The 26,393-nt window shown below is 68.9% G+C and carries 19 protein-coding genes and 2 pseudogenes; 7 read left to right on the top strand and 14 right to left on the bottom strand.

Translation table 11 applies throughout. The features are described 5' to 3' along the window. Positions 1 to 418: 418 nt before the first annotated feature. The 7 genes and pseudogenes from trkA to dusB form a co-directional block, all read right to left on the bottom strand. Positions 419 to 1,794: pseudogene (gene trkA, locus A6302_RS05930) on the bottom strand (Trk system potassium transporter TrkA). Between the two features lie 149 nt (positions 1,795 to 1,943). Next, positions 1,944 to 3,309, bottom strand: a pseudogene (gene ntrX / locus A6302_RS05925) (nitrogen assimilation response regulator NtrX). A 59-nt stretch (positions 3,310 to 3,368) separates the two neighbouring features. Next, positions 3,369 to 4,013, bottom strand: coding sequence for a sensor histidine kinase (locus A6302_RS22005; RefSeq protein WP_245293940.1), 645 nt, complete (start codon positions 4,011 to 4,013; stop codon positions 3,369 to 3,371). A 5-nt stretch (positions 4,014 to 4,018) separates the two neighbouring features. Further along, positions 4,019 to 5,593: a sensor histidine kinase NtrY-like gene (locus A6302_RS22000; protein ID WP_141703437.1), complete on the bottom strand. Its 1,575-nt coding sequence runs from the start codon at positions 5,591 to 5,593 to the stop codon at positions 4,019 to 4,021. Positions 5,594 to 5,724: 131 nt separating this feature from the next. After that, complete coding sequence (ntrC, locus tag A6302_RS05915) at positions 5,725 to 7,167, bottom strand: nitrogen regulation protein NR(I) (RefSeq protein ID WP_069306273.1); 1,443 nt, start codon at positions 7,165 to 7,167, stop codon at positions 5,725 to 5,727. Between the two features lie 106 nt (positions 7,168 to 7,273). Next, the gene (locus A6302_RS05910; protein WP_069306272.1) at positions 7,274 to 8,404 is read right to left on the bottom strand and encodes a two-component system sensor histidine kinase NtrB; all 1,131 of its coding nucleotides are present in this window, start codon (positions 8,402 to 8,404) and stop codon (positions 7,274 to 7,276) included. After that, the gene (gene dusB, locus A6302_RS05905; protein ID WP_141703438.1) at positions 8,401 to 9,405 is read right to left on the bottom strand and encodes a tRNA dihydrouridine synthase DusB; all 1,005 of its coding nucleotides are present in this window, start codon (positions 9,403 to 9,405) and stop codon (positions 8,401 to 8,403) included. The genes A6302_RS05910 and dusB overlap by 4 nt, the downstream gene beginning before the upstream one ends. Positions 9,406 to 9,641: 236 nt before the next feature. Between dusB and ispD the strand changes: the two genes are divergently transcribed. Continuing rightward, positions 9,642 to 11,381, top strand: a complete 1,740-nt coding sequence (gene ispD, locus A6302_RS05900) for a 2-C-methyl-D-erythritol 4-phosphate cytidylyltransferase (protein WP_342586225.1) — start codon at positions 9,642 to 9,644, stop codon at positions 11,379 to 11,381. Positions 11,382 to 11,448: 67 nt separating this feature from the next. On the opposite strand, the gene A6302_RS24185 is transcribed toward ispD, so the two are convergent. Continuing rightward, positions 11,449 to 11,784 carry a tetratricopeptide repeat protein gene (locus tag A6302_RS24185; RefSeq protein ID WP_245293939.1) on the bottom strand — a complete coding sequence of 112 codons (336 nt, stop codon included), beginning with the start codon at positions 11,782 to 11,784 and terminating at the stop codon, positions 11,449 to 11,451. Between the two features lie 1,273 nt (positions 11,785 to 13,057). Further along, positions 13,058 to 14,113: a hydantoinase/oxoprolinase family protein gene (locus tag A6302_RS05885; RefSeq protein ID WP_069306269.1), complete on the bottom strand. Its 1,056-nt coding sequence runs from the start codon at positions 14,111 to 14,113 to the stop codon at positions 13,058 to 13,060. Between the two features lie 77 nt (positions 14,114 to 14,190). On the opposite strand from A6302_RS05885, the gene A6302_RS05880 reads away from it, so the two are divergent. Further along, a complete protein-coding gene (locus A6302_RS05880) occupies positions 14,191 to 14,901 on the top strand; it encodes a HisA/HisF-related TIM barrel protein (protein ID WP_069306268.1) in 711 nt (236 codons plus the stop codon). A 262-nt stretch (positions 14,902 to 15,163) separates the two neighbouring features. Here the strand turns inward: A6302_RS05880 and fae are convergent, their stop codons facing one another. From fae to A6302_RS25660, 5 genes are all read right to left on the bottom strand, one after another. Beyond that, entirely contained in the window at positions 15,164 to 15,670 is a 507-nt protein-coding gene (fae, locus tag A6302_RS05875; protein ID WP_069306267.1) for a formaldehyde-activating enzyme, read from the bottom strand. Positions 15,671 to 15,870: 200 nt separating this feature from the next. Further along, complete coding sequence (locus A6302_RS05870) at positions 15,871 to 16,713, bottom strand: triphosphoribosyl-dephospho-CoA synthase (protein WP_069306266.1); 843 nt, start codon at positions 16,711 to 16,713, stop codon at positions 15,871 to 15,873. Between the two features lies 1 nt (position 16,714). Next, the gene (locus tag A6302_RS05865; protein ID WP_083255558.1) at positions 16,715 to 17,653 is read right to left on the bottom strand and encodes a RimK family alpha-L-glutamate ligase; all 939 of its coding nucleotides are present in this window, start codon (positions 17,651 to 17,653) and stop codon (positions 16,715 to 16,717) included. After that, a complete protein-coding gene (gene mch, locus A6302_RS05860; protein ID WP_069306265.1) occupies positions 17,634 to 18,611 on the bottom strand; it encodes a methenyltetrahydromethanopterin cyclohydrolase in 978 nt (325 codons plus the stop codon). The genes A6302_RS05865 and mch overlap by 20 nt, the downstream gene beginning before the upstream one ends. 249 nt (positions 18,612 to 18,860) lie before the next feature. Next, positions 18,861 to 21,125 (bottom strand): beta-ribofuranosylaminobenzene 5'-phosphate synthase family protein, encoded by a 2,265-nt coding sequence (locus A6302_RS25660; protein WP_342586224.1) that lies wholly within the window; start codon positions 21,123 to 21,125, stop codon positions 18,861 to 18,863. A 213-nt stretch (positions 21,126 to 21,338) separates the two neighbouring features. Here A6302_RS25660 and A6302_RS05850 point away from each other — a divergent pair, with 213 nt between their 5' ends. From A6302_RS05850 to A6302_RS21105, 5 genes are all read left to right on the top strand, one after another. Further along, complete coding sequence (locus A6302_RS05850) at positions 21,339 to 21,716, top strand: 4a-hydroxytetrahydrobiopterin dehydratase (protein WP_069306264.1); 378 nt, start codon at positions 21,339 to 21,341, stop codon at positions 21,714 to 21,716. Positions 21,717 to 22,060: 344 nt separating this feature from the next. Then, a complete protein-coding gene (locus tag A6302_RS05845; RefSeq protein ID WP_141703436.1) occupies positions 22,061 to 23,002 on the top strand; it encodes a molybdopterin-binding domain-containing protein in 942 nt (313 codons plus the stop codon). Then, positions 23,002 to 24,633, top strand: coding sequence for a formylmethanofuran dehydrogenase subunit A (locus A6302_RS05840; protein WP_069306262.1), 1,632 nt, complete (start codon positions 23,002 to 23,004; stop codon positions 24,631 to 24,633). The genes A6302_RS05845 and A6302_RS05840 overlap by 1 nt, the downstream gene beginning before the upstream one ends. Then, entirely contained in the window at positions 24,626 to 25,552 is a 927-nt protein-coding gene (fhcD, locus tag A6302_RS05835; RefSeq protein WP_069306261.1) for a formylmethanofuran--tetrahydromethanopterin N-formyltransferase, read from the top strand. Before A6302_RS05840 ends, fhcD begins: the two co-directional genes overlap by 8 nt. 372 nt (positions 25,553 to 25,924) lie before the next feature. After that, positions 25,925 to 26,359, top strand: a complete 435-nt coding sequence (locus A6302_RS21105; RefSeq protein ID WP_083255556.1) for a hypothetical protein — start codon at positions 25,925 to 25,927, stop codon at positions 26,357 to 26,359. The last annotated feature ends 34 nt before the right edge of the window (positions 26,360 to 26,393 follow it).

The raw sequence follows: 26,393 nt of genomic DNA, 5'->3' as shown, positions 1-26,393 counted from the left end.
GAGCGTCGACACTCGGTCGTCAGGACCGGCGCCGTCTATCTTCCGCGTCCGAAGCAGGGACGAATTCGCCCCGTGCCCGCCCGTTCGGCATGGGCCGCGAGATCCCCGTCCAGGATCGTGCGACCGTTCTCGGCCAGCGGCATCTGCCAACGCCGCCCGCCTCATCGACAAGCCTGACATCCTGACCCCGACTTCGCCGTGGTGCCAGGAAAGCGGCAAACACGCGCCATCCTAACCTCTGCTGATGAAACTTTCAGCACACACGGCAAACCCAAGGCAGAAATCTCGACCGCCTCCCCCACCCGTTGCCCGCCGCCGCCGCCAAAAGCGGCATCGACCGGGCTCGGAAACGCGGGGAACACCTCAAGCCTGAGTATCAGAGTAGCATTTTCCGGGCCAGTTGGCGGAAGCGCGCAGCTCAGAAAAACTCGAGGCTGACGCGGAACATCTGCTCCACCACCCGCACCCGGTTGGCGACCGCAAACAGGATCACGCGGTCGCGTGCCTGGATCAGCGTCTCGCCATCCGGCGTGATCACCTGCCCCTTGCGGTAGACCGCGCCGACGCGCACGCCGGACGGCAGGTCGATCTCGCGCAGCGGGCGCCGACCATCGGCGAGGTGTCCAGCGCCTCCGCCTCGATGATCTCGGCCGCGCCGTTCTGGACGGTGTGAACGCCGCGGATGCGGCCGCGGCGGACATGGCGCAGGATCTTGGAGACCGTGACGCCGCGCGGGTTGATGTAGGCGTCGATGCCGAGCGATTTCGCAAAGGACGGATAGCTCGGGTTGTTGAGCAGGCTCAGGGTGCGGCGGGCCCCGAGGGTGCGCGCCATCACGCAGGAAAGGATGTTGACCTCGTCGTCGTTGGTCAGCGCCACCATCGTGTCGGCCTGGTCGACATCGGCCTCGGCGAGGATCGCCTGGTCCAGCGCCGAACCGTGCAGGATCACGGTGCGCTCGAAGTCGTCGGCGATCTCCACCGCCCGCTCGGCATTGCTTTCGATGATCTTGATCCGGGCCGAGGGATTCTGCTTCTCGATCGCGGCCGCCACGTAGGCGCCGATGTTGCCGCCGCCGGCGATGATGATCCGCCGCGCCTCCGGCTCGTCCTGGCCGAAGATCTTGAGCAGGCGGCGCACCTGGTCCTTGGCCATCACCACGTAGACCACGTCGCCGACCAGCATCGCATCGTCGACCTTCGGCGCAAACACCGATCCGCCACGGCTGATGCCGACGACGATGGCGCCGAGATCGGGGAAAAGCTCCGAGAGCTGGCGCAGCGGCGTGTCCACCACGGGACAGTCGTCGCCGCAGCGCAGGCCGAGCACCACCACCTCGCCATCGGCAAAGCGGACGATGTCGAGCGCGCTCGGAATGGCCAGACGGCGCATCACCAGTTCGCCGACTTCGATTTCGGGCGAGATCACCACGTCGATCGGCAGGTGGTCCGTGGAGAACAGGTCGCGCCAATGCGGCTGGAGGTAGCTCTGGGCGCGCACGCGCGCGACCTTGGTCGGCACGTTGAACAGCGAATGCGCCACCTGGCAGGCCACCATGTTCACCTCGTCGGAGAGGGTCACGGCGATCAGCATGTCGGCCTCCTCGGCGCCCGCCTGCGCGAGCACGTCCGGATGGGCGCCGTTGCCGACGATACCGCGCACGTCGAGACTGTCGCGCAGGACGCCGATCAGCCGCGACGACGTGTCGATGACGGTGACATCGTTTTCCTCGGCGGCAAGCCGCTCGGCGATCCCGTAGCCCACCTGCCCGGCGCCGCAAATCACAACCCGCATGCTGGTCCAGCCCCTTCGTCCAGAACGGCGTCCCTCGGGAAACGCCCCTATGCCCGTGCGAACCTAATGCGGATCGTGATCCGGCGATATCATCCGATCGATCTCAACGCGTTCCGGCCGCGCAATCCTGCTCCCGAAGTCTCCGGTCGTCAGGCGATGCCGAGCGACTTCAGCTTGCGGTGCAGCGCCGAGCGCTCCATGCCCACGAATTCCGCCGTGCGCGAGATGTTGCCGCCGAAGCGGTTGATCTGCGCCGTGAGATACTCCCGCTCGAAGATCTCGCGGGCATCGCGCAGCGGCAGCGCCATCAGGTGCTCGCCGCCGGCACTGTTGGGCAGCGACGGCAGCATCGTGCCGATCTCGGCGGGCAGCATGTCGGCACTGATCGTGGTGTCGGCGTCGCCGCGGGCGAGAATCAGCAGCCGCTCGATGTTGTTGCGCAGCTGGCGCAGGTTGCCCGGCCAGTCGTGGGCCTGCAGCACGGCCATCGCGTCGTCGCCGATCCGGCGCAGCGGCAGGCCACCCGCCGCAGAGATCTGCTCCATGAAGTGGGCCACCAGCACCGGCACGTCCTCGCGGCGCTCCGAGAGGCCAGGCACGCGGATCGGCACCACGCTCAGCCGGTGAAACAGATCCTCGCGGAAGCGCCCTTCGGCGATCTCCGCTTCAAGGTCGCGCGCGGTCGACGAAATCAGCCGCACGTCGACCTGGACCCGCCGCGAGCCGCCGACCCGCGTGAAACTCTGCTCCACCAGCACCCGCAGGATCCGGCTCTGGGTCTCGCGCGGCATGTCGCCGATCTCGTCGAGATAGAGCGTGCCGCCGTGGGCCTCTTCCAGCGCGCCGGTCTGCTCGATCGAACCATCCGGCCGCTCGATGCCGAACAGCGCGGTTTCCATCCGCTCGGGGGTGATCGTGGCCGCATTCACCACCACGAAATGGCCGTTCGCGCGCTGCGACCGGCCGTGGATGGTGCGTGCCACCACTTCCTTGCCGGAGCCGGACGGACCGGAGATCAGGATGCGGCTGTTGGTCGGCGCGACCCGCTCGACCGTGGTGCGCAGGTGGTTGATCGCCGACGACGTGCCGACGAGGAAGTCCGTGTCGCCGGAGCGGATCTGAGCTCCTTGACCGTCCGCTTCAGCCGCGAGGCTTCCAGCGCCCGGTCGGCGATCAGCAGCAGCCGGTCGCCTTGAACGGCTTCTCGATATAGTCGTAGGCGCCGCGCTTGATGGCGGCGACGGCGGTCTCGATGTTGCCGTGGCCGGAAATCATCACCACGGGCAGGTCCGGATGGATCGCCTTGATCTCCTCCAGCAGGGCGAGCCCGTCGAGGCGGCTGCCCTGCAGCCAGATGTCGAGGAAGACGAGCGAAGGCCGCCGGTCGCCGACCAGCGCAAGCGCGGAATCCGCGTCTCCCGCCATGCGGGTTCCGTGCCCCTCGTCTTCGAGGATGCCCGAGACGAGTTCCCGGATGTCTTCCTCGTCGTCCACGATCAGTATGTCAGACGCCATGTCGTTTCATTCTCGCTCTGGTCCAGGACAGACCGGAAGTCGGTGTTCAAGACCGGCCGTCACGCCCGGCCGGTTCCTACCGGCAGCGTGAGCCGGATCATTGCGCCCCGCCCGCCGGTGGCGACGGAGGGAGCGTCCATCAGGTCGATGCGACCATCGTGTTCCTCGACGATCTTGCGGACGATCGCAAGGCCGAGGCCGGTGCCCTTCTCGCGGGTGGTCATGTAGGGCTCCAGCAGCCGGTGCCGGTCGGTGGTCGGAAGGCCGATGCCGTTGTCGACGATCTCGACAACAAGGTCGTCGCCGCAGCGCCGGGCGCTGACCGCCACATGCGGGTCGACGAGCTGGTCGGCCGGCACGCCCTCGATCGCCTCGGCGGCATTCTTGACGAGGTTGGTGAGCGCCTGGGAAATCAGGCGGTCATCGAACCAGGCGATCATCTGGCCATCGGGCAGATCGGTGGTGAAGCGGATGTGCGGTTGGCCGACGCTGATCAGGAACACCGATTCGCGAATCGCATCGGCAAGGTCGTGCTGTTCCTTGGCCGGCTTGGGCATGCGGGCAAAACCCGAGAACTCGTCGACCATCCGGCCGATGTCGCCCACCTGGCGGATGATCGTGTCGACGCAGCGGTTGAACACCGTGTCGTTCTCGTCGATCAGCTTGCCATAGCGACGACGGATGCGTTCGGCCGAAAGCTGGATCGGCGTCAGCGGATTCTTGATCTCGTGGGCGATGCGGCGCGCGACGTCGCCCAGGCCGAGGTCCGCTGGGCCGAGATCAGGTCGGAGACGTCGTCGAGGGTGACGACATAGCCGTGGGCGGTGTCGGGCGAGCGGTCGCTCGCGACGCGGGCCGAGATGACGCGCTCCACGCCCGGGCGCACCAGCGTGAAGCTGCCCTGATAGATCCGGCTGTCGTCGCGCATCGCCGCGGCCAGCAGCGGCTCGACGCCCGGCACCTCGTCGACGAGGCGCCGCCCGATCAGGTCGCCTTCCTCGTGGCCGAGCAGATCGACGGCCGAGCGGTTGGTGATCGAGATCCGCCCTTCGCTGGTCACGCCCACCACGGCGGCGGTGACGCCGGACAGCACGGCCTCGGTGAAGCGCCGGCGCCGGTCGGCCTGATCGGTGAGCGACAGGAGATCCTCGCGCTGCGAGCGGAGCTGGCCGGTCATCTTGTTGAAGGTTGCCGCAAGGCTGCCGAGATCGTCGGAGCGCCCACCGACAGGAACCTCGACGAGAAGATTGCCGCCAGCCACCTCGTCGGCAGCGCCGATCAGCCGGCGGATCGGCGAGACGAGGCCGTTGGCGAAGGCGAGGCCGAGCCAGATCGCACAGAGCAGCAGCGTCAGCGTCAGGCCCATGAAGACCAGCACGAAGGCGGTCTGCACGGCCGAGCGGTTCGATTCCAGCTGCTTGTATTCGAAGGCGCTTTCGCGGGCGAGCCGCAGGTTGTCGAGCACCTCCGGATTGAGGTCGCGCACGACGTAGAGATAGGTGTCGGTGTAGGCCTTGAGCTTGAGCAGGCCGCCGACCTGGCTGGTGGTCTGTCCGGGCGAGATCAGCACCGGACCGCCCTTCTCCGCCTCTTTCAACGCAGCCGGCGGCGGCATGAACACCCGGGCTCCCGGCGCGAATTCGCTGCGCAGGATCACCTTGCCGGACGGGTCGAGCAGATAGGCTGCCTGGACGCCGCGCAGCGACGCCTGCGCCTCGAAACCGGCCTCGAACCGCGTCGGCTCGTAGTCGTAGAGCGCCTTGGCCGCATCCGCGGCCGTGGCGATGCCGACGAGGTCGCCGCGCAGCACGCGGGAATGCTCGTCCATGTAGGCACTGGCGACGGTGAGCACATTGTCGACGATCTGGCGCGTGCGCGTCTCGAACCAGCGATCGAAGCCCTGGTCGAGGGTCACGGAGAAGGCGATCGACACCAGCACCGCCGGCAGCGCCGCAATCAGCGAAAACAGCGCGACGATGCGAAGATGCAGCCGCGCGGCCGCGCGGCCTTCCTTCCAGCCGCGCCACAGCTTGTGGCCCTCGATGCCGATCAGCGCGATCACCGCGGCAATCAGCAGCCCGTTGAGCACCAGCGCCGTGCGGACGACGTCGGTGGTCGGGTCGATCGGGCCCATGCCGGTGAGAAGCAGGAAACTGCCGGTCGACGACAGCAACGTCGCGACGATCACGACAAGGCCGACGAGCCGCCGGCCGGCGCCCTCGCCCGAGCCGGCCCTCGCAGCCCGTCCGCCGCCCACACTCTGTCCTGCCGAAAGTGACACCACCCGCCCGTTCCCGCTTCCCCGCTTATTGGCAAGAGGGAGTACCACGAATGTTGCAAAATTGCGACACGGAGCCCGTCAGCGCGGCATTCGCCGGGATTTTCCACCCCGGCGCGGCCCCTCCGAACGCCGATCTACCTCGACGAGCGGATCACCTGGATGTCGAGATCGCGGATCTTCTTGCGCAGGGTGTTGCGGTTGACGCCGAGCAGCTCGGCAGCCTTGATCTGGTTGCCGCGGGTGGCGGCCAGCGCCGCACCGATCAGCGGATACTCCACCTCCTTGAGGATGCGGTGGTAGAGCCCGGGCGGCGGCAGCGCCTCGCCGTAGCCGCCGAAATACTTGTTGAGGAAGCGCTCGACCGAGTTGGACAGGTTGTCCTCCGGCGGCGTCTCGGTATCGGCCGGCGAGACCGCCGGGGTCGCCAGTTCCTGGTCGATCAGGTTGGCGGTGATCATCTCCTGCGGATAGAGCGCGGCGAGACGCCGCACGAGGTTTTCAAGCTCGCGCACGTTGCCCGGCCAGCGATAGCGCTTCATCCGGTCGACCGCGGCCTGCTCGATCTGCTTGGTCGGCAGGCCTTCCTTTTCCGCCTGGTTGAAGAAATGCCGGATCAGGTCCGGCACGTCCTCGGTGCGCTCGCGCAGCGGCGGCAGGCGGATCGGCACCACGTTGAGGCGGAAGAACAGGTCCTCGCGGAACAGGCCCTGGTTGATCAGCTGGCGCAGGTCCTTGTTGGTCGCCGCGACGATGCGCACGTCGGTCTTGATCGGGGTCCGGCCGCCAACGGTGGTGTATTCGCCCTGCTGGAGGACGCGCAGCAGCCGGGTCTGGGCGTCCATCGGCATGTCGCCGATCTCGTCGAGGAACAGCGTGCCGCCCTCGGCCTGCTCGAAGCGGCCGGCCGAGCGCGACTGCGCGCCGGTGAAGGCGCCCTTCTCGTGGCCGAACAGCTCCGATTCGATGAGGTCGCGCGGGATCGCCGCCATGTTGATCGCGACGAACGGCCCGGCGCGCCGCTTGCCGTAGTCGTGCAGGGCGCGGGCGACCAGTTCCTTGCCCGTGCCGCTCTCGCCGCTGATCATCACGGTCAGATCGGTCTGCATCAGGCGGGCGAGGACGCGGTAGATCTCCTGCATCGCCGGCGAGCGGCCGACGAGCGGAATGTTGTCGCCGCCCTCATCCGCGTTCGAATCGATCATCCGCGTCTTCGGCTCGGCCAGCGCGCGCCCGACGATCGAGATCAGTTCCTTCAGGTCGAAGGGCTTGGGCAGATATTCGTAGGCGCCGCGCTCGGAGGCGCGGATCGCGGTCATGAACGTGTTCTGCGCGCTCATCACGATCACGGGCAGGTCCGGGCGGACCTTCTTGATGCGCGGCAGGAGATCGAAGGCGTTCTCATCGGGCATCACCACGTCGGTGATCACCAGATCGCCATCACCCTGGCTGACCCAGCGCCACAGCGTGGCCGCGTTGGAGGTCAGGCGAACCTCGTAACCGGCCCTGGACAGCGCCTGGTTGAGCACGGTCCGGATTGCCGAATCGTCGTCTGCCACGAGAATGCTGCCAGTCGGCATGCGTCGTCACCTTCACTGTTGCCCGCCGGTCTCCGGTCCGCCCGCGTCCCCGGTCCCCGGCGTCACTGAAACTCTGGTCGTGGTTCCCCGCCCGGACGGGACGGGGTCAGTCGTCGCCCGCCTTCTCGCTGAAGGCCGGCATCAGGATGCGGAAGGTCGTCCTGCGCGGCTGGGAATCGCATTCGATCACGCCGCCATGGTCGCCGATGATCTTGGCGACGAGGGCGAGCCCCAGTCCGGTGCCGTTGGTCTTCGACGTGATGAACGGATCGAAGAGATAGGGGTAGAGATCCTCCGGAACGCCCGGTCCGTTGTCGCGGACGCAGAATTCCAGCGGCAGGCTGACCCGGGTGCGCGACCCCGGCACCGACAGGCGCACGCCGGGCCGGTAGGCCGTCGTCAGCGTGATCTCCGGATCGGGGGTGTTCTCCATCGCCTCGGCGGCATTCTTGACGAGGTTCAGGAACACCTGAACGAGCTGGTCGCGGTTGGCGAGCACGGGCGGCAGCGAGGGATCGTATTCCTCGATCACCCGCACATTGCGGGCAAAGCCGCTCTGGGCGAGCCGCTTCACATGCTCCAGCACCGCATGGATGTTGATCGGATCACGCTCCACCGGCCGCTCGTCGGAGAACACCTCCATCCGGTCGACCAGCTTGACGATGCGGTCGGCCTCGTCGGTGATCAGGCGGGTCAGCGCCCGGTCCGAGTCGTCCGCGGACTGTTCCAGCAGCTGCGCCGCGCCGCGGATGCCCGACAGCGGGTTCTTGATCTCGTGGGCGAGCATCGCCGCAAGGCCCGTGACCGAGCGCGCCGCGCCGCGATGGGTCAGCTGGCGGTCCATCTTGTCGGCCATGGTCCGCTCCTGGAGCATCAGGACCACGGCGCCCGGACGGTCGGCCACCGGCGCGGCATAGATGTCGACGATCCGCTCGCCGCCGTTGCGCGGCGTGCCGATGTCGACCCGGTATTCGTTGACCGAGGCCTCGCGCTCGCGCACCTGGTCGATCAGCGGCAGCACCGGGCTGCCGAAGGGAATGAAATGCTTGAGCGGATAGCGCGCCAGCATGTTGGCGCTGGCCTGGAAGAAGGCCTGGGCCGCGTCGTTGGCCGAGATGGTCATGCCCTTGCCGTCGACCATGACGACCGGATGCGGCAGGGCATTGAGGATCGAGGCCTCGAGCACCGCCCCTGTCGGCAGGTCTCCCGATTCGCCCGCCTGCGGGGAACGCTTCATGCCGCCCTCCTGACGCCGTCCGGCGTCTCGTCGAAATAGAGCCCGACCGCGCCGAGCACCTTCGCCGGGTCGAGGCTCGCGAAGATCTCGCGCTTGAGCAGGTCGGCACCCTGCTCCGGACCGGTCACCTGATCGAGATACCAGCCGAGATGCTTGCGGGCGATGCGCACGCCGAGGTCGCGCCCGTAGAGCGTCAGCAGCGCCTCGTAGTGACGGATGGCGATCTCGCCGATCTCCCGTGCAGGCGGCGCCACAGCCTCGCCGCCGCCGGCAAGCGCCCTCGCCACCGCTCCCGCGATCCACGGCCGGCCATAGGCGCCACGGCCGATCATCACCGCCGAAGCGCCCGATTGCGTCAGCGCCTCGCGGGCACCGGCCGCATCGGTGATGTCGCCGTTGACCACCACCGGAATGGACACCGCGCCGACCACCGCCCGCACGGCGGCCCAGTCGGCCGTGCCCTTGTAGAACTGGCATCGGGTGCGGCCATGCACCGTCACCATCGCGACGCCGGCCTGTTCGGCCCGTCGCGCCAGATCCGGCGCATTGAGGCTCCGCTCGTCCCAGCCGAGCCGCATCTTCAGCGTCACCGGCACGTCCACCGCCTCCACGACCGCCGCGATCAGCGAGGTGGCGTGGTCGAGGTCGCGCATCAGCGCCGATCCGGAGAGACCGGTCGTCACCCGCCGTGCCGGGCAGCCCATGTTGATGTCGACGATGTCGGCGCCGCCGGCCACCGCCAGCCGCGCGCCCTCCGCCATCCAGTGCGCCTCGCGCCCGGCCAGCTGCACGACGTGAACCGGCAGCCCCTCGCCTTCGGCCCGCACCTGCGTTTCCGGATCGCCGCCGGCGAGCGTCTCGCAGGCCACCATCTCGGACACGACCATGCCGGCTCCGAACTCGTGGGCAAGACGCCGGAACGGCAGGTCGCTGACCCCCGACATCGGGGCAACGAAGACGCGATTGGGCAGCGCGACAGGGCCGACCGAGATCGGCGCCATCGCGGTCATGTCCCCTTCCGCGTCACGCGAGCCATGCTGTATATCATCCACTCGAAGCACAGCATCCCTGTTGCTCATCACGTGTGCACCGCTCGTCGGTGCTCAACAATTAGACATCAATAGCGCCGGATGGCCCCCACATGCAAGGCTTCTTGCAGGCTGGAGCGGCCCCGGATCGCCGTTTCGGCCCCACGCCGTGCCGGCACCGCGGCGCGGGCGGAAAGCGGACGGTGGAGATGACGCAAGCAGCGGCCGGACGGCAGCGGATCGCGGCGCTGGTGATGGCCGCCGGCCGGGGGCGGCGGGCCGGGGGCGAGGATCTGCCGCCGAAGCAATACCGCCCGATCGGCGGCCGGCCCGTGCTGGCCCACACAATCGACGTCTTCCTCGCTCACCCCGCGATCGACGTGGTCATGGCCGTGGTCCATCCCGACGACATCGCCCACTACGAGACGGCGGCCGGGCAGCTTCGGGCGCCCGCCGGCGGCCTGCGCGCGCCCGTGCTCGGCGGATCGGAACGCCAGGCCTCCGTGCGCGCCGGCCTGCAGGCGCTTGCCGCCGACGCCCCCGACCTCGTGCTGATCCACGACGGGGTACGCCCCTTCGTCGATGTCGCCACCATCGACCGCGTCATCGCCGCGCTCGGACGGGCGGACGCCGTCTGCGCCGGCGTTCCGGTCGTCGACACGGTCAAGCGCTGCCGCGACGACGGATCGGTCACGGACACCGTGCCGAGGGAAGGCCTGTGGCGCGCCGCCACCCCGCAGGGCTTCCGCTACGGCGTGATCGCCGCCGCCCACGAGGCCGCCATCGCCGCCGGCCGCGAGGATTTCACCGACGACACCGCCGTCCACGAATGGCGCGGAGGAGACACCGTCATGGTCGCCTGTCCCGATGACAACGTGAAGCTGACCCGGCCGGAGGATTTCGCCGCCGCCGAAACGCGGCTTGCCCGCCAGGCGCTGCTCGACCGGCCCGACGTGCGCGTCGGCAACGGTTACGACGTCCATGTGCTGGAGCCCGGCGACGGCGTGACGCTCGGCGGCGTGTTCATCGCCCATGACCAGAAGCTCAAGGGCCACTCCGACGCCGACGTCGTGCTTCATGCCCTGACCGACGCGATTCTGGGCGCGCTTGGCGACGGCGACATCGGCCGGCACTTTCCGCCGGGAGAGGAAAAATGGCGCGGTGCGCCCTCCTCGATCTTTCTTGCCGACGCCGCGCGCCGCGTGCGCGACCGCGGCGGCCTGATCGCCCATCTCGACGCCTCGATCATCGCGGAGGCGCCGAAGGTCGGGCCGCACCGCGAGGCGATGCGCGCGGAGATCGCCCGGATCGCCGGCATCGACATCGACCGGGTCGGCATCAAGGCCACCACCAACGAGGCCTCGGCTTTGCCGGACGCCGCGAGGGCATCGCCGCCATCGCCACGGCCACCATTCGCCTGCCGGCCTGAACACGGGAGGAGACGCATGACCGACCTCGCCGCCCTCGAGACCCGGGCCGAGACGCTGCTGGCAAGAGCCCGCGCCGGCGGCCATGTCGTCGCCACTGCCGAATCCTGCACCGGGGGGCTGATCGCCGGCACCCTGACGGCGATTGCCGGCTCGTCCGACGTGGTGGACAGGGGCTTCGTCACCTACTCCAACGCCGCCAAGACCGACCTTCTCGGCGTGCCGGCGGATCTGATCGAGCGCGTCGGCGCGGTCAGCGAGGAGGTGGCGATCGCAATGGCGGAAGGGGCGCTGGCGCGGTCCGCGGCAAGCCTTGCGGTCGCGGTGACGGGTGTCGCCGGTCCGGGCGGCGGCACCGCAACAAAACCGGTCGGCCTCGTGCATCTGGCGCTGGCGGCGAAGGGGCGCCCCACCCGACATGTCGAGATGCACTACGGCGATAGAGGTCGCGCGGGCGTGCGACTCGCCACCGTGGCCACGGCCTTCGACCTGATCGAAGACGCGATTGGGGAGGCTGACTGAAAAATAATCCGGAATGACCTGAACAAGTTGCCGAACGGCGGGCTACGCGCCCGCCGTCACGCTCAGGTCACTGGGCAGCGACGGACACGAGGTCGGAATTGTTGGCGATCCACTGGTCGGCCATCTCCATCGCCCGGCGACGGACGGGCTCACCGGCCAGCGAGAAGGCGGCTTCGTGCTTCTCGCGGATCCAGCGATCGTCGTAGCCGAGGGTCTGGGCGCGCTTCAGCGCCACCGTCAGCCACATCAGGCCATGGACAGGGCTGGCCTTGATGCCGTCGCCGGTGACCAGCAGTTCGCCAAGGCGCACCTGCGCGTCGATCTGGCCCTTCTTGGCCGCAAGCAGCAGCCAGCGGGCGGCCTGATGCGAATCCTGCTCGCCCCCCTCGCCGTCGATATACATCTCGGCGAGGTTGAGCTGGGCGTCCGCGTCGCCGAAATAGGAGGCGGCGTAGGTGAAGATCTCGCGGGCGCGGCGGCCGTTGGCCTGGATGGTCGAATTCGGTATGCCGGCGCGGTAGTAGTTGGCGATCTCGACGAAGGCGTTGGCGATGTAGGGCGCCTGCGGCGAGGATGGCGAATCGTCGGCATGCTCGGCGACGATCTGGCTGAAATACTCGAGGCCTGCAGGTCGTTCTCGGTCACGCCGTCACCCTGGGCATACATGCGCCCGAGCTTCCACTGCGCAGCCGGATGGCCGTATTCGGCCGCATACTTCAGACCGTCGAGAGCGGCGACCTTGTCACCGGAAAAATAGGCCCGCGTGCCGTCGCGAAACGCCTGGTCGATCAGCGTCTCGATCGACGTGGCGTCGACCGTGGCCTCGATCGTCCCCGACTTGACGTCGAAAGCCTGCGAAGGAACCGCACCGCACAGCAATGCGGCCATCGCGAGCGCCGGGAGGCCGCCCGCCATCCTTGTCCACGTCACCACTGTGCCCTTACTCGCCTCAGTCAGCATCGCAGCCCTTGTCCTTCATTCCGCAGGCAGTTCGCGGCTTTGCCGTGTGCCCTGCGGTCCCTGCCGGGCCGTCCGAGACGGTCTGCCAGCGGTTGTTCCTGTACGAAGCCATCCTGCACGCGGCACGCTCGCGCCAGAGCAGGCCGGACGGCATCAGATTGTCGCCGGGCACGAAACAAAAGACCGAAATGGGTAAATTTCGGGTTCGCACACGGTGAAACCAAGAGCGCGGTGATCGACCACGTCCCGGCCACATGCCGCAACGGGAAGATACCGCGCCCCATGGCCGGCAAGATGACGGGTCATTTCGGCAGCAGTTGGACGGTCCGAAACACGTCTCGAACCAGGATTGCGAAAGCTGCGCCGACGGCCGGAAGGGGCCGGAACGCCCCCTGCCGCTTCGATCTTCGTCGTGACGCCAAGTATTTCGCGCAATCCGTATCATCCAATGTTGACGGTATCTTCCGGCGGATTTCTGAGACGCCGTGGAAACAGCGTCCCGGCATTCCGCCGTCAAACCTCGCGTCGCACGCAGGATCCGCAAATGTCTGCGCTCCCAGTGTCCGACGGCCGCAAGCTCTGTCCGGTTTGTGGCTGAATAGCGGCGACCTGCCACCCCCGGCAGGGGCCGTTGCGTTCATCTTTCACGATGTTGCAGAATCGTCACAAGAGATCAGGCAGGCACACCTTTCCGACTACGTAGAAACCCGGTGAATTCACAGCAAAGCGACGGCAACAGCGGGCGCGAAGCCTGCGGCGCGGCTGCGCAGTGCCGGATCGTCCGCCGGGATGAACTGCGCCAGATCCGAATGCGGGCGCCCGAGTCGCCGGGCAAGTTCGGCGGCGGCCGATCGGCCGACGCCGCAGCCGACCACCGGCGCCTCCGGGCCCAGAAGAACGGCCCCGAGCACCAGCGCCGCGGCATCATGGACCCGGCGGATCTGGCATTCGGCGAAATAGCCGGCAAGGTCGGCCCAGGCTGCGTCGGACGCGTCGCCGGCGTCGCTGCCGATCATCCGCGCCAGCCGCACCCGGCTCTCCGCCGCGCTCTTGCCCTTGCCGTCGGCCGGCGGATACTGGTCCGCGTCCTCGTCGAGACGGCCGAGCAGGCGGTTCACATCGGCCATGGTGGCGAAATACTCAGCCGCCACATCATGCCAGCGCCCGGCGAAGGGAACCCGCGCGGCAAGGGCCATCAGCGGCGTGCGCACGGCGCCGACGTAGACGAGCTCGCCGGACGCCATCCGCTCGGCATCCGAATAGCCCCGTGCCGCCACGGCGCGGTCCGTGACCGGAATGATGTCGGTCGTGGTGCTGCCCATGTCGACGACAAGCGCCTGCGGGCACGCAAGGGCCACCAGGCGGGCGGTCGCATGCCAGTTGGCCGAGGCGACGGCCGCGGCCTTGCCGGCCGCCTCGCCCACCTCCACGAGGCCGTCTGGCCCAGCATAGATCCGAACACGGCCCGGCAGCGCCGCCGCGACCGCCTCGGCGATGGCAGCAACGCCCTCGGCGCGCGAGGAAAAGATGTCGGAAAGCTCGGCGGTCATCGTCACGTGATGGCTGGCCGCCTCGCCCATCCGCGCGGTGACGGCGGCAATCGCCTTCGGCAGGCGCTTCAGCCCGGTCCACAGCGGCAGCGGCTGCTGCATCACCTCGACGATCCGGCCGCCCTCCACGCGGGCCGCCTTGAGATGGGCGCCGCCCACATCCCAGCCGATCACGCTGGCCTGCGGCCCCTGCCCTTGCCTGTCCGCGATTTCGGGTGCCATCCTGAGTGCTCCGCTTTCGATCTTCCGGTGACCGCCTCCGGCCCCGCGTCACACAACACAAGAACGGACGACAGGCCTTGGACGTCATCCCGGTCATCGACCTCAAGCACGGTGTCGTCGTCCGTGCCCGCCTCGGCGAGCGCGCCGCCTATCAACCGATCGAAACGCCGCTGGCCGCCTCCTCCGCCCCGGACGACGTCGTCGCCGGGCTGCTGCGGCTGCACGCCTTCCGTCGCCTCTATGTCGCCGACCTCGACGCCATCGAGGGCCGGCCGCGCAACGACGCCGTGATCGGCCGGATCGCCGCCGCCTTCCCCGCGCTGGAGATCTGGGTCGACAACGGCCTGTCCACGACGGCCGACGCCCTCGGCTGGCTCGGCGTCCATCCATGCCGGCTCGTGCTTGGCAGCGAGAGCCAGACGGACGGCGCAACGCTTGCAGCCCTCCAGGACCGGCAGCCGATCCTGTCGCTCGATTTCCGCGCCGACCGGTTCCTCGGCCCCGCCGCGATTCTCGCAAGTTCCGATACCTGGCCGGGCGACGTCATCGTCATGACCCTCGGCCGGGTCGGCAGCAGCGCCGGACCGGACCTCGACCTCCTCGGCCGCCTGAGACGCGCGGCCCGTCCGGGCACGAGGCTCTGGGCGGCCGGCGGCGTGCGGGGCGCCGACGACCTTGCCGCGCTGAAGGCAGCGGGGATATCCGGCGCCCTCGTCTCCACGGCGCTCCACGACGGCCGGATCGACGCCGCCGTTCTCAAGGCGCTGTCCGCCCGCGATCTCGACTGATCTCCGCCGAACGACACGGCCCGTTCATGAAGAAGGCCGGGATGCGATGCATCCCGGCCTTCCGATTCGCCTGTTCAAGCATCCGGGCACCGGACACGAGGTCCGGCACCGTCAGATCGGCTCGGCGCGTCGCCACTCCCTCAGGAAGTGCGAAGGGCACATTTGCGGGAACAGTTCAGCTACCGAAGTACTTCGCAAACAACCGCTGGATCAGTGACTGCGGCATCGCCGGGGCATTGGCCTGACCAGGGTTGTCTCTTGTCTAGGCGCCGAAGGGATGCTTGACGATCGTGCGCTGCTCGGTGGCGGTGGCGGCGGTCGGAAGGCCGGCGACAGCGCGCTCGATCGATTCCTTGGTCGCCTTGTAGTTGTACTCCTGGATCTTCGCGTCGTCTTCCGCTTCCCAGTGGATGAATACGCCGACGCAGATGTACAGGTCGTCAGCCTCGTCCATCGGGATCGTGCCTTCGGCAACGCAATCCTGCACGGCCATGGCGACGCCATGCTGGGCCGGTCCGAACATCTGGACGGCCTGCTTGGCGCCCTTGATGGTGACCTTGTTGAACATCACCGTGTTCGGCTTGCACGGCATGTTCGGCGCGATAACGGCCAGGAGCGACGTGAAGCCGTCCTTGTTGTTCGTCAGCGAGTTGCAGAACGCCACCTCGGCGGCGCTGTTGCGCGGCCCGATGATCAGGTCGATGTGAGCGACCTCGTTGCCGTCGCCGACGAGGGACTCGCCGACCATCACCTTGTTGATCTTCGCCATTGGTAAATCTCCCTTAAGGAACGAATTGACCTTCTCGACGATCCCTTGCGGACCGTCATCCTCCCCCGTCGGCCTTTTGTTGTCTGCGTCCAGCGCGAGCCAGACCGGTTTCTCGGACGCGGGTGATCCCAGGCGACGGGGAGCCTAATGCGCGAGCATCGTCGCGGCAAGCCTGTTGGCACGTTCTATCTGTCGGAAAATCAACACAGTCGCATGACCATCAGCGTCGCGACCGTGAGGTCGGCGCTGGTGCCCGGATTGATCCCGCGCGCCTTCAGCGACGTGTCGAAAGCCAGCAGCGCCTCGTGGTCGCTGGCCGCTCCGCCGGCCGCGAACCCCGCAAATTCCTCCTGAATCCGGCTGGCGACGGCCGCTCCGAACTTGCGCTGCACGTGGGTGTCGGGGAAGGCGGCGGCGAGCGCGAGATAGGTCGCAACGGTCGCCTGCTCGTCCGCCAGCCTGCGCGTTCTTGCCGCGCCAAGCGCCGGAAGGCCGATCTCGAACACGTCCTCGAAGACGGTGACGTATTGTCGCGCTATGCGGTCGCGCTCGGCCGCCTCGGCCATCGCGGCACGCAGATCGACCTCCGGCGGGGCGGCGACATCGTGGCGGCTGGCGGACCCGAGACCGCCGGGCGAGGCCAGGCGGATGGCGGCGAAGGCATCAACGGCATCCTCGACCGTGAGCCCGGCGAGGACGTCCGAGAGCGAAGCCCGCAGCGGGCCTCCCCGCTCGAAGGCGGCGGCCAGCGGCGCGGCCAGCAGCAGGATGCCGAGGTTGGTGTTGGTGCCCACCGCAGCGACCGTCGCCGTCATCGCGTCGCGAATCCGCCGGCCGACCGTGGCGCCGCGGCGGGCGATGTGCGGGGCGGCGACCCGCGCGCTCGTCTCGAAGTCGGCAACCGTCATCCGGTGGCCGGGCGCATGCACGTGGACGTTGCCGGGCTTCACCGCCGCAAGCTCCGCCTGGCAGGCCCACAGGAACGCCTCCTGCACCACCGGGTCGACGTCGGCCGAATCGGGCAGCGGCGGCGCGGCGATCATTTCAGGCGTCTCCGCGGACGTGGGACAGGTCGGCAAGGCCGCTGGCCTCGAGAAAGTTGTCGACGAGGCAGGCCGCGATGTCGACCGTCGAAACGCTCTGCAGTCCCTTCCATGACGGCATGCTGTTCACCTCCAGCAGCAGATGCCGCCCGTCGGCGTCGGCGATCATGTCGACCCCGGCAAAGTCTGCACCGACGGCCGCGACGGCGGCAACGGCCAGCGCGGCGGCTTGCGCAGACGGCGTCCACGCGAGCGGCGTCGCGCCCTGGTGCATGTTGGTGACGAAGCCGTCGCTGGCGCGCGTCATTGCCGCCAGCACGCGCCCGCCCGAGACGAACACCCGGTGATCGCGAAACCCGTCCCCGGTCGGCGCGACGAAATCCTGGAGATAGTAGACGCCTTCCACCTCATCGGGCGGCGGCAGGTCGTCCGGGCCGTGCAGCAGACGGATGCCCTTGCCCTGCGAGCCGAACAGCGGCTTCAGCACGATCGGCCGGGCGCGGGCCGCCACATGCGCGGCCGCGGCCGCGGGATCTTCGGTGACGAAGGTCGGCGGCGCCGGCAGGCCGGCACGGGCGAAGGCGAGGCTCGCCGCCGACTTGTCGACGCAGCGCTCGATCGCCGCGCCCCGGTTCCACACCGGCACGCCCTCGGCGGCGAGCGCATGCAGGACGCCGAGGCGCAAGGTGATCGCCTCGAAACTGCCGGCGGTCACGCCGCGCACCAGCACGGCGCGCGGCCGTGCGCCGCCAAGCCCCGGGATCTGCACCGGAAACGGCGCCGACAGGTCGAAGGACACCGCGCGCAGCGGCACCGTCACCGGCTCGATGCCGCGGCGCGCGAAGGCGGCCCTGATCCGTCTCAGGTGCCAGTCGCGCGCCTCGGTGAAGAGGACGACGCCGCCGTGACGAGGCGACGGCTCATCCGTCGAAGGAGGCATCGACGAGGCTTGTGTCGATTGCGCCCGCGCGGAAGCTCTTGCCGCTCTCGACCGCCGTCACGACCACCTCGGCCGGCGAGAACAGCATCGAATCGATGGCGTAGAAGTCGCCGTTGAAGCGGGCGAACACCTCGGCGAAGGGCGAGCCGAAGTCGCGCGAGGAGCGCGAGGGCAGCCGCTCGGCGAGATCGCGCGCGTCGTCGGCCGGCCCGCTCACGTAGAGGTGGACCCGGCCGCCGTAGATGATCGCGTCGTTGGTGCGGCCCATGGCGGTCATGAAGTCCGGCGACGGCGGGCTGAGCGGGGCGACGCCGAGGCCGTCGAGGATGCGGTCCATCGGGAAATGCAGCGCGTGCACCTTGTGCATGGCCACCTCGAGCACCCGGCCGACGACCTGCGTGGCGCCGGCAAGGCTCTGGGTCGGCGCATAGATGAAGGTCAGGGCGCCCGGCCGGCAGCCGGTGGCCTCCGACACCATCCGAACGATGCTCTCGGGCGGCGGCGCACCGGTCTCGAGCACGAGCACGCCGGTTTCCGCGTCGTCGGAATAGGCGATGTCCTGGTAGAGGCTTTCCTTGGCATAGGTGGCGCGCGCCGGGCCGGACCCGAGCGCGAACCAGCCGCCGTCCTCCTCGCCGCCCGCAAGGCTCCAGCCGGCATACTGGCTGCCGAGGCAGGCGACCACCGGATCGAGTGCGCCCACCTGGATGGCGAAGGGCCAGCGCGGCGTCGTGGGCGATGCCACGATCGACACGCGGCCAAGACCACCCATGCAGATCTCGGTCAGCCGGCGGCCGACCTCGATCGAGCCCATCGCGGACGCGCCGGCGTCGATCAGGCGGCAGCCGAGAGGCCCGGTCGAGACGGCGATGCGCAGTTCGCGCGCCTCATGGATGAGCGCATCGACCAGCGGCTGCGCAAGACGTCCGACGCTGGGCGTCTCTCGTTTCGAGTTCATGCAAGTTCCCTCCCTGCAAAGTCTGGTGTCTGGCGGGCACCCTTACGGGTATCTCCGCATGCGCCCGTCGCCGTCCCTCACGGCGTCGCGCGCGAATGTGTCAGGAACCCGTCGCCAAAACGAGCCTGGCCGAACCCTTGCCCATATCGGCAACGGCCCGGCCATCGCAAGCTGCTCACGGCAGGAAGGCGGCGGTTCCCGGTCAGAACGCCCGCCCGGGCCTGATCGGACCCGGACCGTGCACCGAGGTCACGCAATGAACTTGCGGGCTTCCTCGAAGGCATCCCGGAAATCGAGTGCGACCGGCTTCTCGGCGGCGATCATCCGTTTGAACAGAAGATGCTGGGCCTGATACTTGACGTTGCCGATGGCGAGCGCGCCGAGGCCCACCGCGCGGCCGAAGCCGAGCGGCTCGCCGTTGTCGTGGACGCCGACGCCGGCAAGACCGGCCGGCGGCACGGCGTTGACGTCGGCCGCCACCAGCAGCCCGTCCACGGCGCGGATCTGCTCCTCGGTGAGGATCTGCTGGCCCGCGGGACCGGCCGAAAGGATCACGTCCGATCCGCCGGCGACCGCCGAACGGGCCTCCTCGGTCGACCCGTCCGCCGGATGCACGTCGACGCCGAAGCGCGCCTTCATGTCGGCGGCGATGCCGGACACGCGCTTGGTGCCGTCATAGCCCGCGAGGTGGACCTCCGCGCCTTCCTTGGCCGCGATCACGGCGGCCGAGAAGGCGACGACGCCGGTGCCGCCGAAGATCGTGACCTTCTTGCCGGCCAGCGACGTGTCGAACTTCGTCTGCAGCAGCTTCTCGACGCAGGCCATCATGCCCGCCGCGGTGGTGAAGGAGCCGGCCGGATCGGCAAAGAGATTGATCTCGAACGGCGGCACGAAGGCCTCCTCGGCGGCCTTCATCATGTCCAGCGCCTGGATGGCGTTCTTACCGGCAAAGAAGATGCCGGTGCGGACCGCGTCGGCCGGCGAGCGCGAGAAGATCGCGTCCTGGACGAGGCCGCGCACCTCCTCGGGGTTCACCGCGGCATAGCTGGTCACCACGTCGAAGCCGGCGTCCACGGCCATGTTCACGTCGAACGGGCTCATGTGCTTGAGCGGCGTCAGCATGTGCAGGATGTTCTTCGACATTTCGGTCCCTCGAATGGCCCGCATCCCCTCGCACGGCGAGGTGGCACGGCTGATTCGTTGCTGCGAAGGTCTGCGGAGAACGGACGCCTCGCACTGAATTCTTGGTATGTGGCGTCCGGGAGCCATCGGCCCACGTCGCCTGCCAGCCCTCCGGCGTCCCCCGCGGTGACGGCCGAAGCGAGAGAACCCGCCCGTTCGCGCGAGGAGATCGCACGGGGAAGACCGACCTCCTGATCCGGACGGCGCCCGGAACGGCCCGGGACCCGGGAGAGACGCGCGAATTGACGCGGTCAAGGGACCCTCAGTCGGTCGCGGCGCCCGGAGCCTGGGCGCGTGAAGCGGCGTTATCAATGCTCCGCGGTTTCTGCCTTGTGTGATCGTGAAGTGCAAGCCTTCGACCGTGTGACAGTTTTTCACAACGTCCGCGACCATCCGCTCCGCCTCGGCCTCGCTCGCCGCCAGCGCAAAGCCCGTCGGCCCCCACGAACTCTGCCCGACGCCGGGCGATCCGGCACGGCGGAACGCGGCCATCGCGTCCGCCACCAGCGGGCTGACGAAGCGCCGCCCGCCCTGCGCCGGAGCGAAATGATCGCCGATCCGCTCCTGGATGTCGGTCACCGCATCGCCGAATTCGTGGATGTCGTGTTCGATCAACGCCGGCAGCAGCTTGATCAGCGTCAGCCGGCAGAGCCAGGCCGCAGCTTCCGGCGCGAGCGGCGGCAGATCGCGGAAGGCGTCCGCCTCGGCGCTACCGTGGCAGCCGACCATGGTCTCGTCGAGAATCAGGATGATCCGCCACGCCTCGGGAAAGTCGAGACGGGCGATCGTGGGCGGCACGAGGCTGCGGGGCCCGCGTCCGCCGTCGACCACGAAGCCGCCGCTGCGGAAGGCGGTGAGGCCGATGCCCGAGCGCGCGCCGCGGTCGAGCCCGGCGGCCATCTTCGCCGCGTCGAACGGAACACCGGCAAGGCCCGCCAGCGCCGCGCCGATCGACAGCGCCATCTGCGTGCCCGATCCGAATCCCGCATGGGACGGCATCGCCCGGTTGATCTCCACCGCCACCTGTCCGGCCTTGCGCGGATCGAGGCCGAGAACCTCGATCGCGGCGTCCACATAGCGCCCGATCCGGTCCGTCTCGCCGCCGCGTACCGTGAAGGCCGGCGCGCGCCGCACCGTCAGGTCGAGGCAGGGCCGCTCCAGCGCCAGACCGATCGAGCCGAACTTGCGGCCGAGATCACCGGCAAGATCGAGCAGGCCGAGATGCAGCCGCGCTGGCGCCCGCACGCGCACCGCCTCCGGCAACGGGGCGTTGCCAGGAACGGCGAGAAGACCGCCTTCTCCGGCGTGCGGCTTGAAATCGATGTCGCTCATGCCAATTCTGATCCACACTCCGACCGATCACGGGTCGATCAACGCCCCGCCGTCACGACCGGCACGAGCTTGCCTCCGGAGCCCGGGCCGATCAGGCTGATCCGGCCCGACCGACGTGACCCCCACCGAACTTATCCGGAGCATTCGCATTTCGACCAGACGTTTCAATTCCGTCGAATGGCGGATGGCCCTGCTCAACTGGAGTGCGCGACCATGACCGACAAGACATATTCCGACGCCGAAGTGGAAGCCCGCCTGGCCGCCGACCTGCCGCTGTGGCGGCTCGAGGACGGCTGGATCCGGCGGACCTACAAGACATCGAGCTGGAAGGGAACGCTGATGGTGATCAACACCGTCGGCCACCTTGCCGAAGCCGCCTGGCACCACCCGGACCTCACCGCTTCCTACGCCTGGGTCGAGGTGCGCCTCAAGAACCACCACGCCAAGGGCATCACCGACAAGGACTTCGCCCTCGCGAAGAAGATCGAGGAAGTCGTCCAGTGGCAGCCCGCCAGGGAAGGCGAAGGTCTCGAAGGCACTCCCCAGAGCGATCTGCGCTTCTCCTACGTGAAGTATGACACGCCCAACTGACCGGCGCGCGACATTCCGGCCGCACCGGACGGGCCCTTCGTGCGACACCGCGACGCGCCCCGTCCGGTGATCGGGGGGTGCGACCGACGGCCTGCGGCGGAACCGCGCAGGTGCGCCGCGATACCCCCGCGCACCGGCCTTCGGGCGGATTTTCCCCGACCGGACACGCGGTTGCCGCCACCGGCGGTTTGTGAATAGTATCCCGCAGAAGATGGGAGATACATGTGTCGGCCGACACCAACCAAGAAATGGCCGGCCTCGACGCCGCAACCTCTCGCGCCGTCGGCCTACTCGCGAAGGCGAGACTGCCTCTGATCGCCGGACTCGGCACCGATGTTGAAGGAGTGCGCGCCGCCCTGCGGCTCGCACACAGGACAGGCGCGGCGGTCGACCATGTCGGCGCCGCCCACATTGCGGGCGAACTGCGCATGGTCGCGGACGCCGGCAGCATGACGACGACGCTGGCCGAAGCCCGCAACCGCGGCGACCTGATCGTCGTCTGCGGCGAGGGCGCGCGCCGCTGGATCGAGGAGACGGCGCCCTTCGCCTCCTCCGAGACCCCTTACGACTGGCGCGGCGAGCGGACCCTGCTCTGCCTCGGCTGCACGGCGCCCACTTCGGTCGCCGCCGTGGCGGCGTCGGAGGAGATCGCCGGTGATCCCGTCGACCTCCTGCGCGAGCTCAAGGCCGCGATCGGCGGACGTCCGTCCTCGGTGGTCCACGAAACAGCCGTCGCGAAGCTGCGCGAGGCGCGCTTCGGCGTGTTCGTGACCGATCCGCGCGACTTCGATCATCTCGGCCTCGAACTCGCCCAGGCGCTGGTCAAGGATCTCAACGAGACGACGCGCTTCACCTCGATCTCGGTGCCCGCCCCGGCCCATGGCCGCGGCGCCAACCTTGTCTCGGCGTGGACCACCGGCGGCCGGCTGCGCGTCGGCTTCGGCCGCGGCTTCCCCGAACAGGACGACTGGCGCTTCTCCGCCGAGCGGCTTGTCGCCGACGGCGAGGCGGACCTGCTGATCTGGGTCGGTGCGCTGGTCCCGGATCTTCCGGACTATGCCGCGTCGCTGCCGACCATCGCCCTCGTTCCGCCGGGCGCGCAGGCGACGGCCGATGTCGTGATCGAGGTCGGCGTCCCCGGCATCCACCACGACGCGGTGCTGACCGACGCGGTGCGCGACGCCTTCACCTTCGTCGAGGCGAGCGACATCGCCACATGGCCGTCCGTCGCGACCGTGCTCGACGGCATCGCGGCGGCGCTGGACGCCGGACGGGAGAACGCCTGATGCTCACGCTTCTGAAGGGCGGCCGCGTCGTCGATCCCGTGAACGGCGCGACGGCGGTCCGCGACCTCTACATCCGCGACGGTGTCATGATCGCGGGCCCCGCGGAGGGCGAGATGCCGGACGAGGTCCACGACGTCACCGGCAAGATCGTCATGGCCGGCGCGATCGACGTCCACTCCCACATTGCCGGCGGCAACGTCACCCTGTCGCGGCTGCTGCTGCCGGAACTCCACGTCAGCGAGGATCCGGCCGCCGAGGGCATGCCCTTCGACACCGCGCGCTGGTCGACCTACGAGACCGGCCGGCTCTATGCCGAGATGGGCTTCACCACGGTGATCGAGCCGGCGCTGGTTCCGACCAACGCACTGCAGACCCATCTGGAACTTGCCGACATTCCGATCATCGATCGCGGCGCGCTGACCGTGGTCGGCAACGACGACCACTTCCTGTCGCTGCTGCGCGACCGGCAGGGCCGCGACGCGCTGCGTGACCATGTCGCCTACCACCTTGCCGCCTCGCGCGGGCTCGGCATCAAGGTGATCAATGCGGGCGGCCCGGCGGCCTTCCACTCGGGCCTGCGCGCCTTCGATCTCGACGACGAGGTGCCGCATTACGGCGCCACCTCGCGCCAGATCGTCACCGCCCTGCTCGATGCGGCCGCCGACATCGGCATCCCGCATCCGCTGCATCTCCACGCCAACAATCTTGCCGTGCCCGGCGCCCCGGCGACCATCGCCGACACGATCGCCGCCGCCGAAGGTCGTCCGCTGCATTTCGCCCACATCCAGTTCTACGCCTATGGCAAGGACGCGGACGGTGGCATGGTCTCGGGCGCCGAAGAGATCATCCGGTCGTTTGCCGACGCGCCGAACATCACCATGGACGTCGGTCAGGTCATGTATGGCCCGACCGTCACCATCTCGCTCGACCTCGTGAAGCAGTGGTCGGGACGCACCTTCGCCAGCCCCGGCAAGTGGATCCTGCAGGACGGTGACGCGGAAGGCGGCGGCATCGTGCCGCTCGCCTACAAGAAGAAGAACTGGGTCAACGAGCTGCAGTGGGCGATCGGCATGGAGCTGTTCCTGCTCTCGCCGGACCCCTGGCGCATGCTGCTGACCACCGACCATCCGAACGGCGGCTCCTTCACCACCTATCCGAAGATCATGCATCTGCTGATGGACCGGGAGGAGCGCCGCGCCTGGGTGGAGGCGATGCCCGAGGAAGCCCGCAACAAGACCGCGATCGCCGCCATCGAGCGCGAATACACGTTCGAGGAACTGGCGATCATGACCCGGGCCGGTCCCGCGAAAGTGCTGGGCCTGTCCGATCGCGGCCATCTCGGCCCCGGCGCCGTCGCCGACATCGCGGTCTATGACGATCTTCCCGACCGCACGGCCATGTTCACCTCCGCACGGCTGGTGCTCAAGGGCGGACGGCCGGTTGTGCGCGACGGCAAGGCGCTTGGCTGGACCTTCGGCACGACCCATCACCTGTCGCCCGAGACGGACCCGGCCATGACGCGCCGGATCGGCAGCTATCTGGAGGGTCGCTTCGGCGTCTCCCCCACGGCCTTCTCCGTTCCGGACGCGCCTTCGTCAGCCCGGAGAACTTCAAGGTCGAGTCATGTCTGAAGTGAAATCCGGCCTCTCCATCAACGGCGTCGTGATCGACGACACCTTCGCCGAAGCCTTCGACATGGCGGCGACCGGCGCGATCATCACCGCGCCGACCGAAAAGTGGGCGAAGATCGCGGCCGTGACCGCGACCGGCTTTGCCACCTCGGTGATCGCCTGCGGCTGCGAGGCCGCGATCGACCGTTACATGCCGCCGGAGGAAACCCCGGACGGACGGCCCGGCTACCGCATCCTGATCTTCGGCTTCGACGGCGGCGGGCTCGGCACGCAGCTGATGAACCGCATCGGCCAGTGCGTGCTGACCAGCCCCGGCTCGGCCTGCTTTGCCGGCATCGACAGCCCGAAGCGCCTCAACCTCGGCGCCTCGCTGCGCTGGTTCGGCGACGGCAACCAGATCGCCAAGAAGCTCGGCCGCACGCGCTACTGGCGCATTCCGGTGATGGACGGCGAGTTCCTCGTCGAGCATGACACCGGTTTCCTCGAAGCGGGCTCGGGCGTGGTCGGCGGCGGCAACATCCTGATTCTCGGCCGCAGCTTCGACGAGGTGCTGGTCGCCTCCGAGGCTGCCGTCGAGGCAGCGTCCGCCGTGCACGACGTGATCCTGCCCTTCCCCGGCGGCATCGTCCGCTCCGGCTCCAAGGTCGGCTCGAAATACGGCGGCGTGCCCGCCTCCACCAACAACGCCTTCTGCCCGGTGCTGCGCGGCGATCCGGGCAGCGAGCTCGGTCCCGACACCAACTGCGTGCTGGAACTGGTGATGGACGGTCTCACCCCCGAGGCGGTTGCCGCCTCGATGAAGGCCGCCATGCACGCGGCGGCCTCGTTCGGCCCCGACAAGGGCATCCAGCGCATCTCCGCCGGCAACTACGGCGGCAATCTCGGGCGCCACCACTTCCGGCTCAAGGATCTCCTCTGATGGCCGCGATCACCTTCACCCTGCGCGGCGACGTGCCCGAGCGCCTCGACCTGTCGCCGCTGACCCCGGCGGGCCTTGGCGGTCTCTCGGCCGCCGACATCGGCAGGATCACGGTCGGCACCACCCGGCACGCGCCGAAGGTCGCCGACCTGTTCGACGTGTCCGGCAGCGACGCGTCCGAGGTCCGCTTCGTCGGCGGCTCGGGGCGCTTCGACTCCCTCGGCGCCGGCATGACCGGCGGCGCGATCATTGTCGACGGTGACGTCGGCGCCTTTCTCGGCGCCGGCATGACCGGCGGCACCATTGCCGTCACCGGCTCGGCACTCGGGCCCTATGCCGCCTCCGGCCTCGTCCACGGCGCCATCGCGATCGATGGTGACGCGGGGCGACTGCCTCGGTGGCGCGCGGCCCGGCGCGATGGCGGGCATGGCCGGCGGCCTCGTTCTCGTCGGCGGCACGGCCGGCGCCTCGGCCGGCGACCGCATGCGCCGCGGCACCATCGCCATCCTCGGCGGCACCGGCCCCACCGCCGGCGCGCGGATGAGCGGCGGCACGCTGCTCGCCCCCTCCTTCGGCGCAAACGCCGGCTTCCTGATGCGGCGCGGCACGATGATCGCCACCAGCGGCGACATCCCCTCGTCCACCTTCGTCGAGGCCGGGATGTACGAACTGCCGTTCCTCGGCCTGCTTCGCGCCCATCTCCAGACGAAGATGGCCCGCGCGGCCCATCTCGTTCCGGCACGCGCCCGCCGCTTCCGCGGCGACATGGCGATGCTCGGCAAGGGCGAGCTGCTGATTTCCGCATGACGCCCCGCCGCACCGCCCTTCTTTCGTCGGCGCC

The organism is Methylobrevis pamukkalensis (assembly GCF_001720135.1).
Taxonomy (GTDB): Bacteria; Pseudomonadota; Alphaproteobacteria; order Rhizobiales; family Pleomorphomonadaceae; genus Methylobrevis; species Methylobrevis pamukkalensis.
The sequence above is the reverse complement of the archived record's forward strand: the minus strand, read 5'-3'. Positions and strand labels throughout refer to the sequence as shown.

Bases quoted from the DNA above. Each gene is read 5' to 3' on its own strand.
- fae (WP_069306267.1), bottom strand. From the start codon at position 15,670: ATGGCGAAGATCAACAAGGTGATGGTCGGCGAGTCCCTCGTCGGCGAC.
- A6302_RS05850 (WP_069306264.1), top strand. From the start codon at position 21,339: ATGACCGACAAGACATATTCCGACGCCGAAGTGGAAGCCCGCCTGGCC.
- A6302_RS05870 (WP_069306266.1), bottom strand. From the start codon at position 16,713: ATGATCGCCGCGCCGCCGCTGCCCGATTCGGCCGACGTCGACCCGGTG.
- A6302_RS05840 (WP_069306262.1), top strand. From the start codon at position 23,002: ATGCTCACGCTTCTGAAGGGCGGCCGCGTCGTCGATCCCGTGAACGGC.
- A6302_RS05865 (WP_083255558.1), bottom strand. From the start codon at position 17,653: ATGCCTCCTTCGACGGATGAGCCGTCGCCTCGTCACGGCGGCGTCGTC.
- ntrC (WP_069306273.1), bottom strand. From the start codon at position 7,167: ATGCCGACTGGCAGCATTCTCGTGGCAGACGACGATTCGGCAATCCGG.
- ispD (WP_342586225.1), top strand. From the start codon at position 9,642: ATGACGCAAGCAGCGGCCGGACGGCAGCGGATCGCGGCGCTGGTGATG.
- dusB (WP_141703438.1), bottom strand. From the start codon at position 9,405: ATGGCGCCGATCTCGGTCGGCCCTGTCGCGCTGCCCAATCGCGTCTTC.
- fhcD (WP_069306261.1), top strand. From the start codon at position 24,626: ATGTCTGAAGTGAAATCCGGCCTCTCCATCAACGGCGTCGTGATCGAC.
- A6302_RS24185 (WP_245293939.1), bottom strand. From the start codon at position 11,784: ATGTATATCGACGGCGAGGGGGGCGAGCAGGATTCGCATCAGGCCGCC.
- A6302_RS05885 (WP_069306269.1), bottom strand. From the start codon at position 14,113: ATGGCACCCGAAATCGCGGACAGGCAAGGGCAGGGGCCGCAGGCCAGC.
- A6302_RS25660 (WP_342586224.1), bottom strand. From the start codon at position 21,125: ATGAGCGACATCGATTTCAAGCCGCACGCCGGAGAAGGCGGTCTTCTC.
- A6302_RS05910 (WP_069306272.1), bottom strand. From the start codon at position 8,404: ATGAAGCGTTCCCCGCAGGCGGGCGAATCGGGAGACCTGCCGACAGGG.
- mch (WP_069306265.1), bottom strand. From the start codon at position 18,611: ATGAACTCGAAACGAGAGACGCCCAGCGTCGGACGTCTTGCGCAGCCG.
- A6302_RS21105 (WP_083255556.1), top strand. From the start codon at position 25,925: ATGGTGACGCGGGGCGACTGCCTCGGTGGCGCGCGGCCCGGCGCGATG.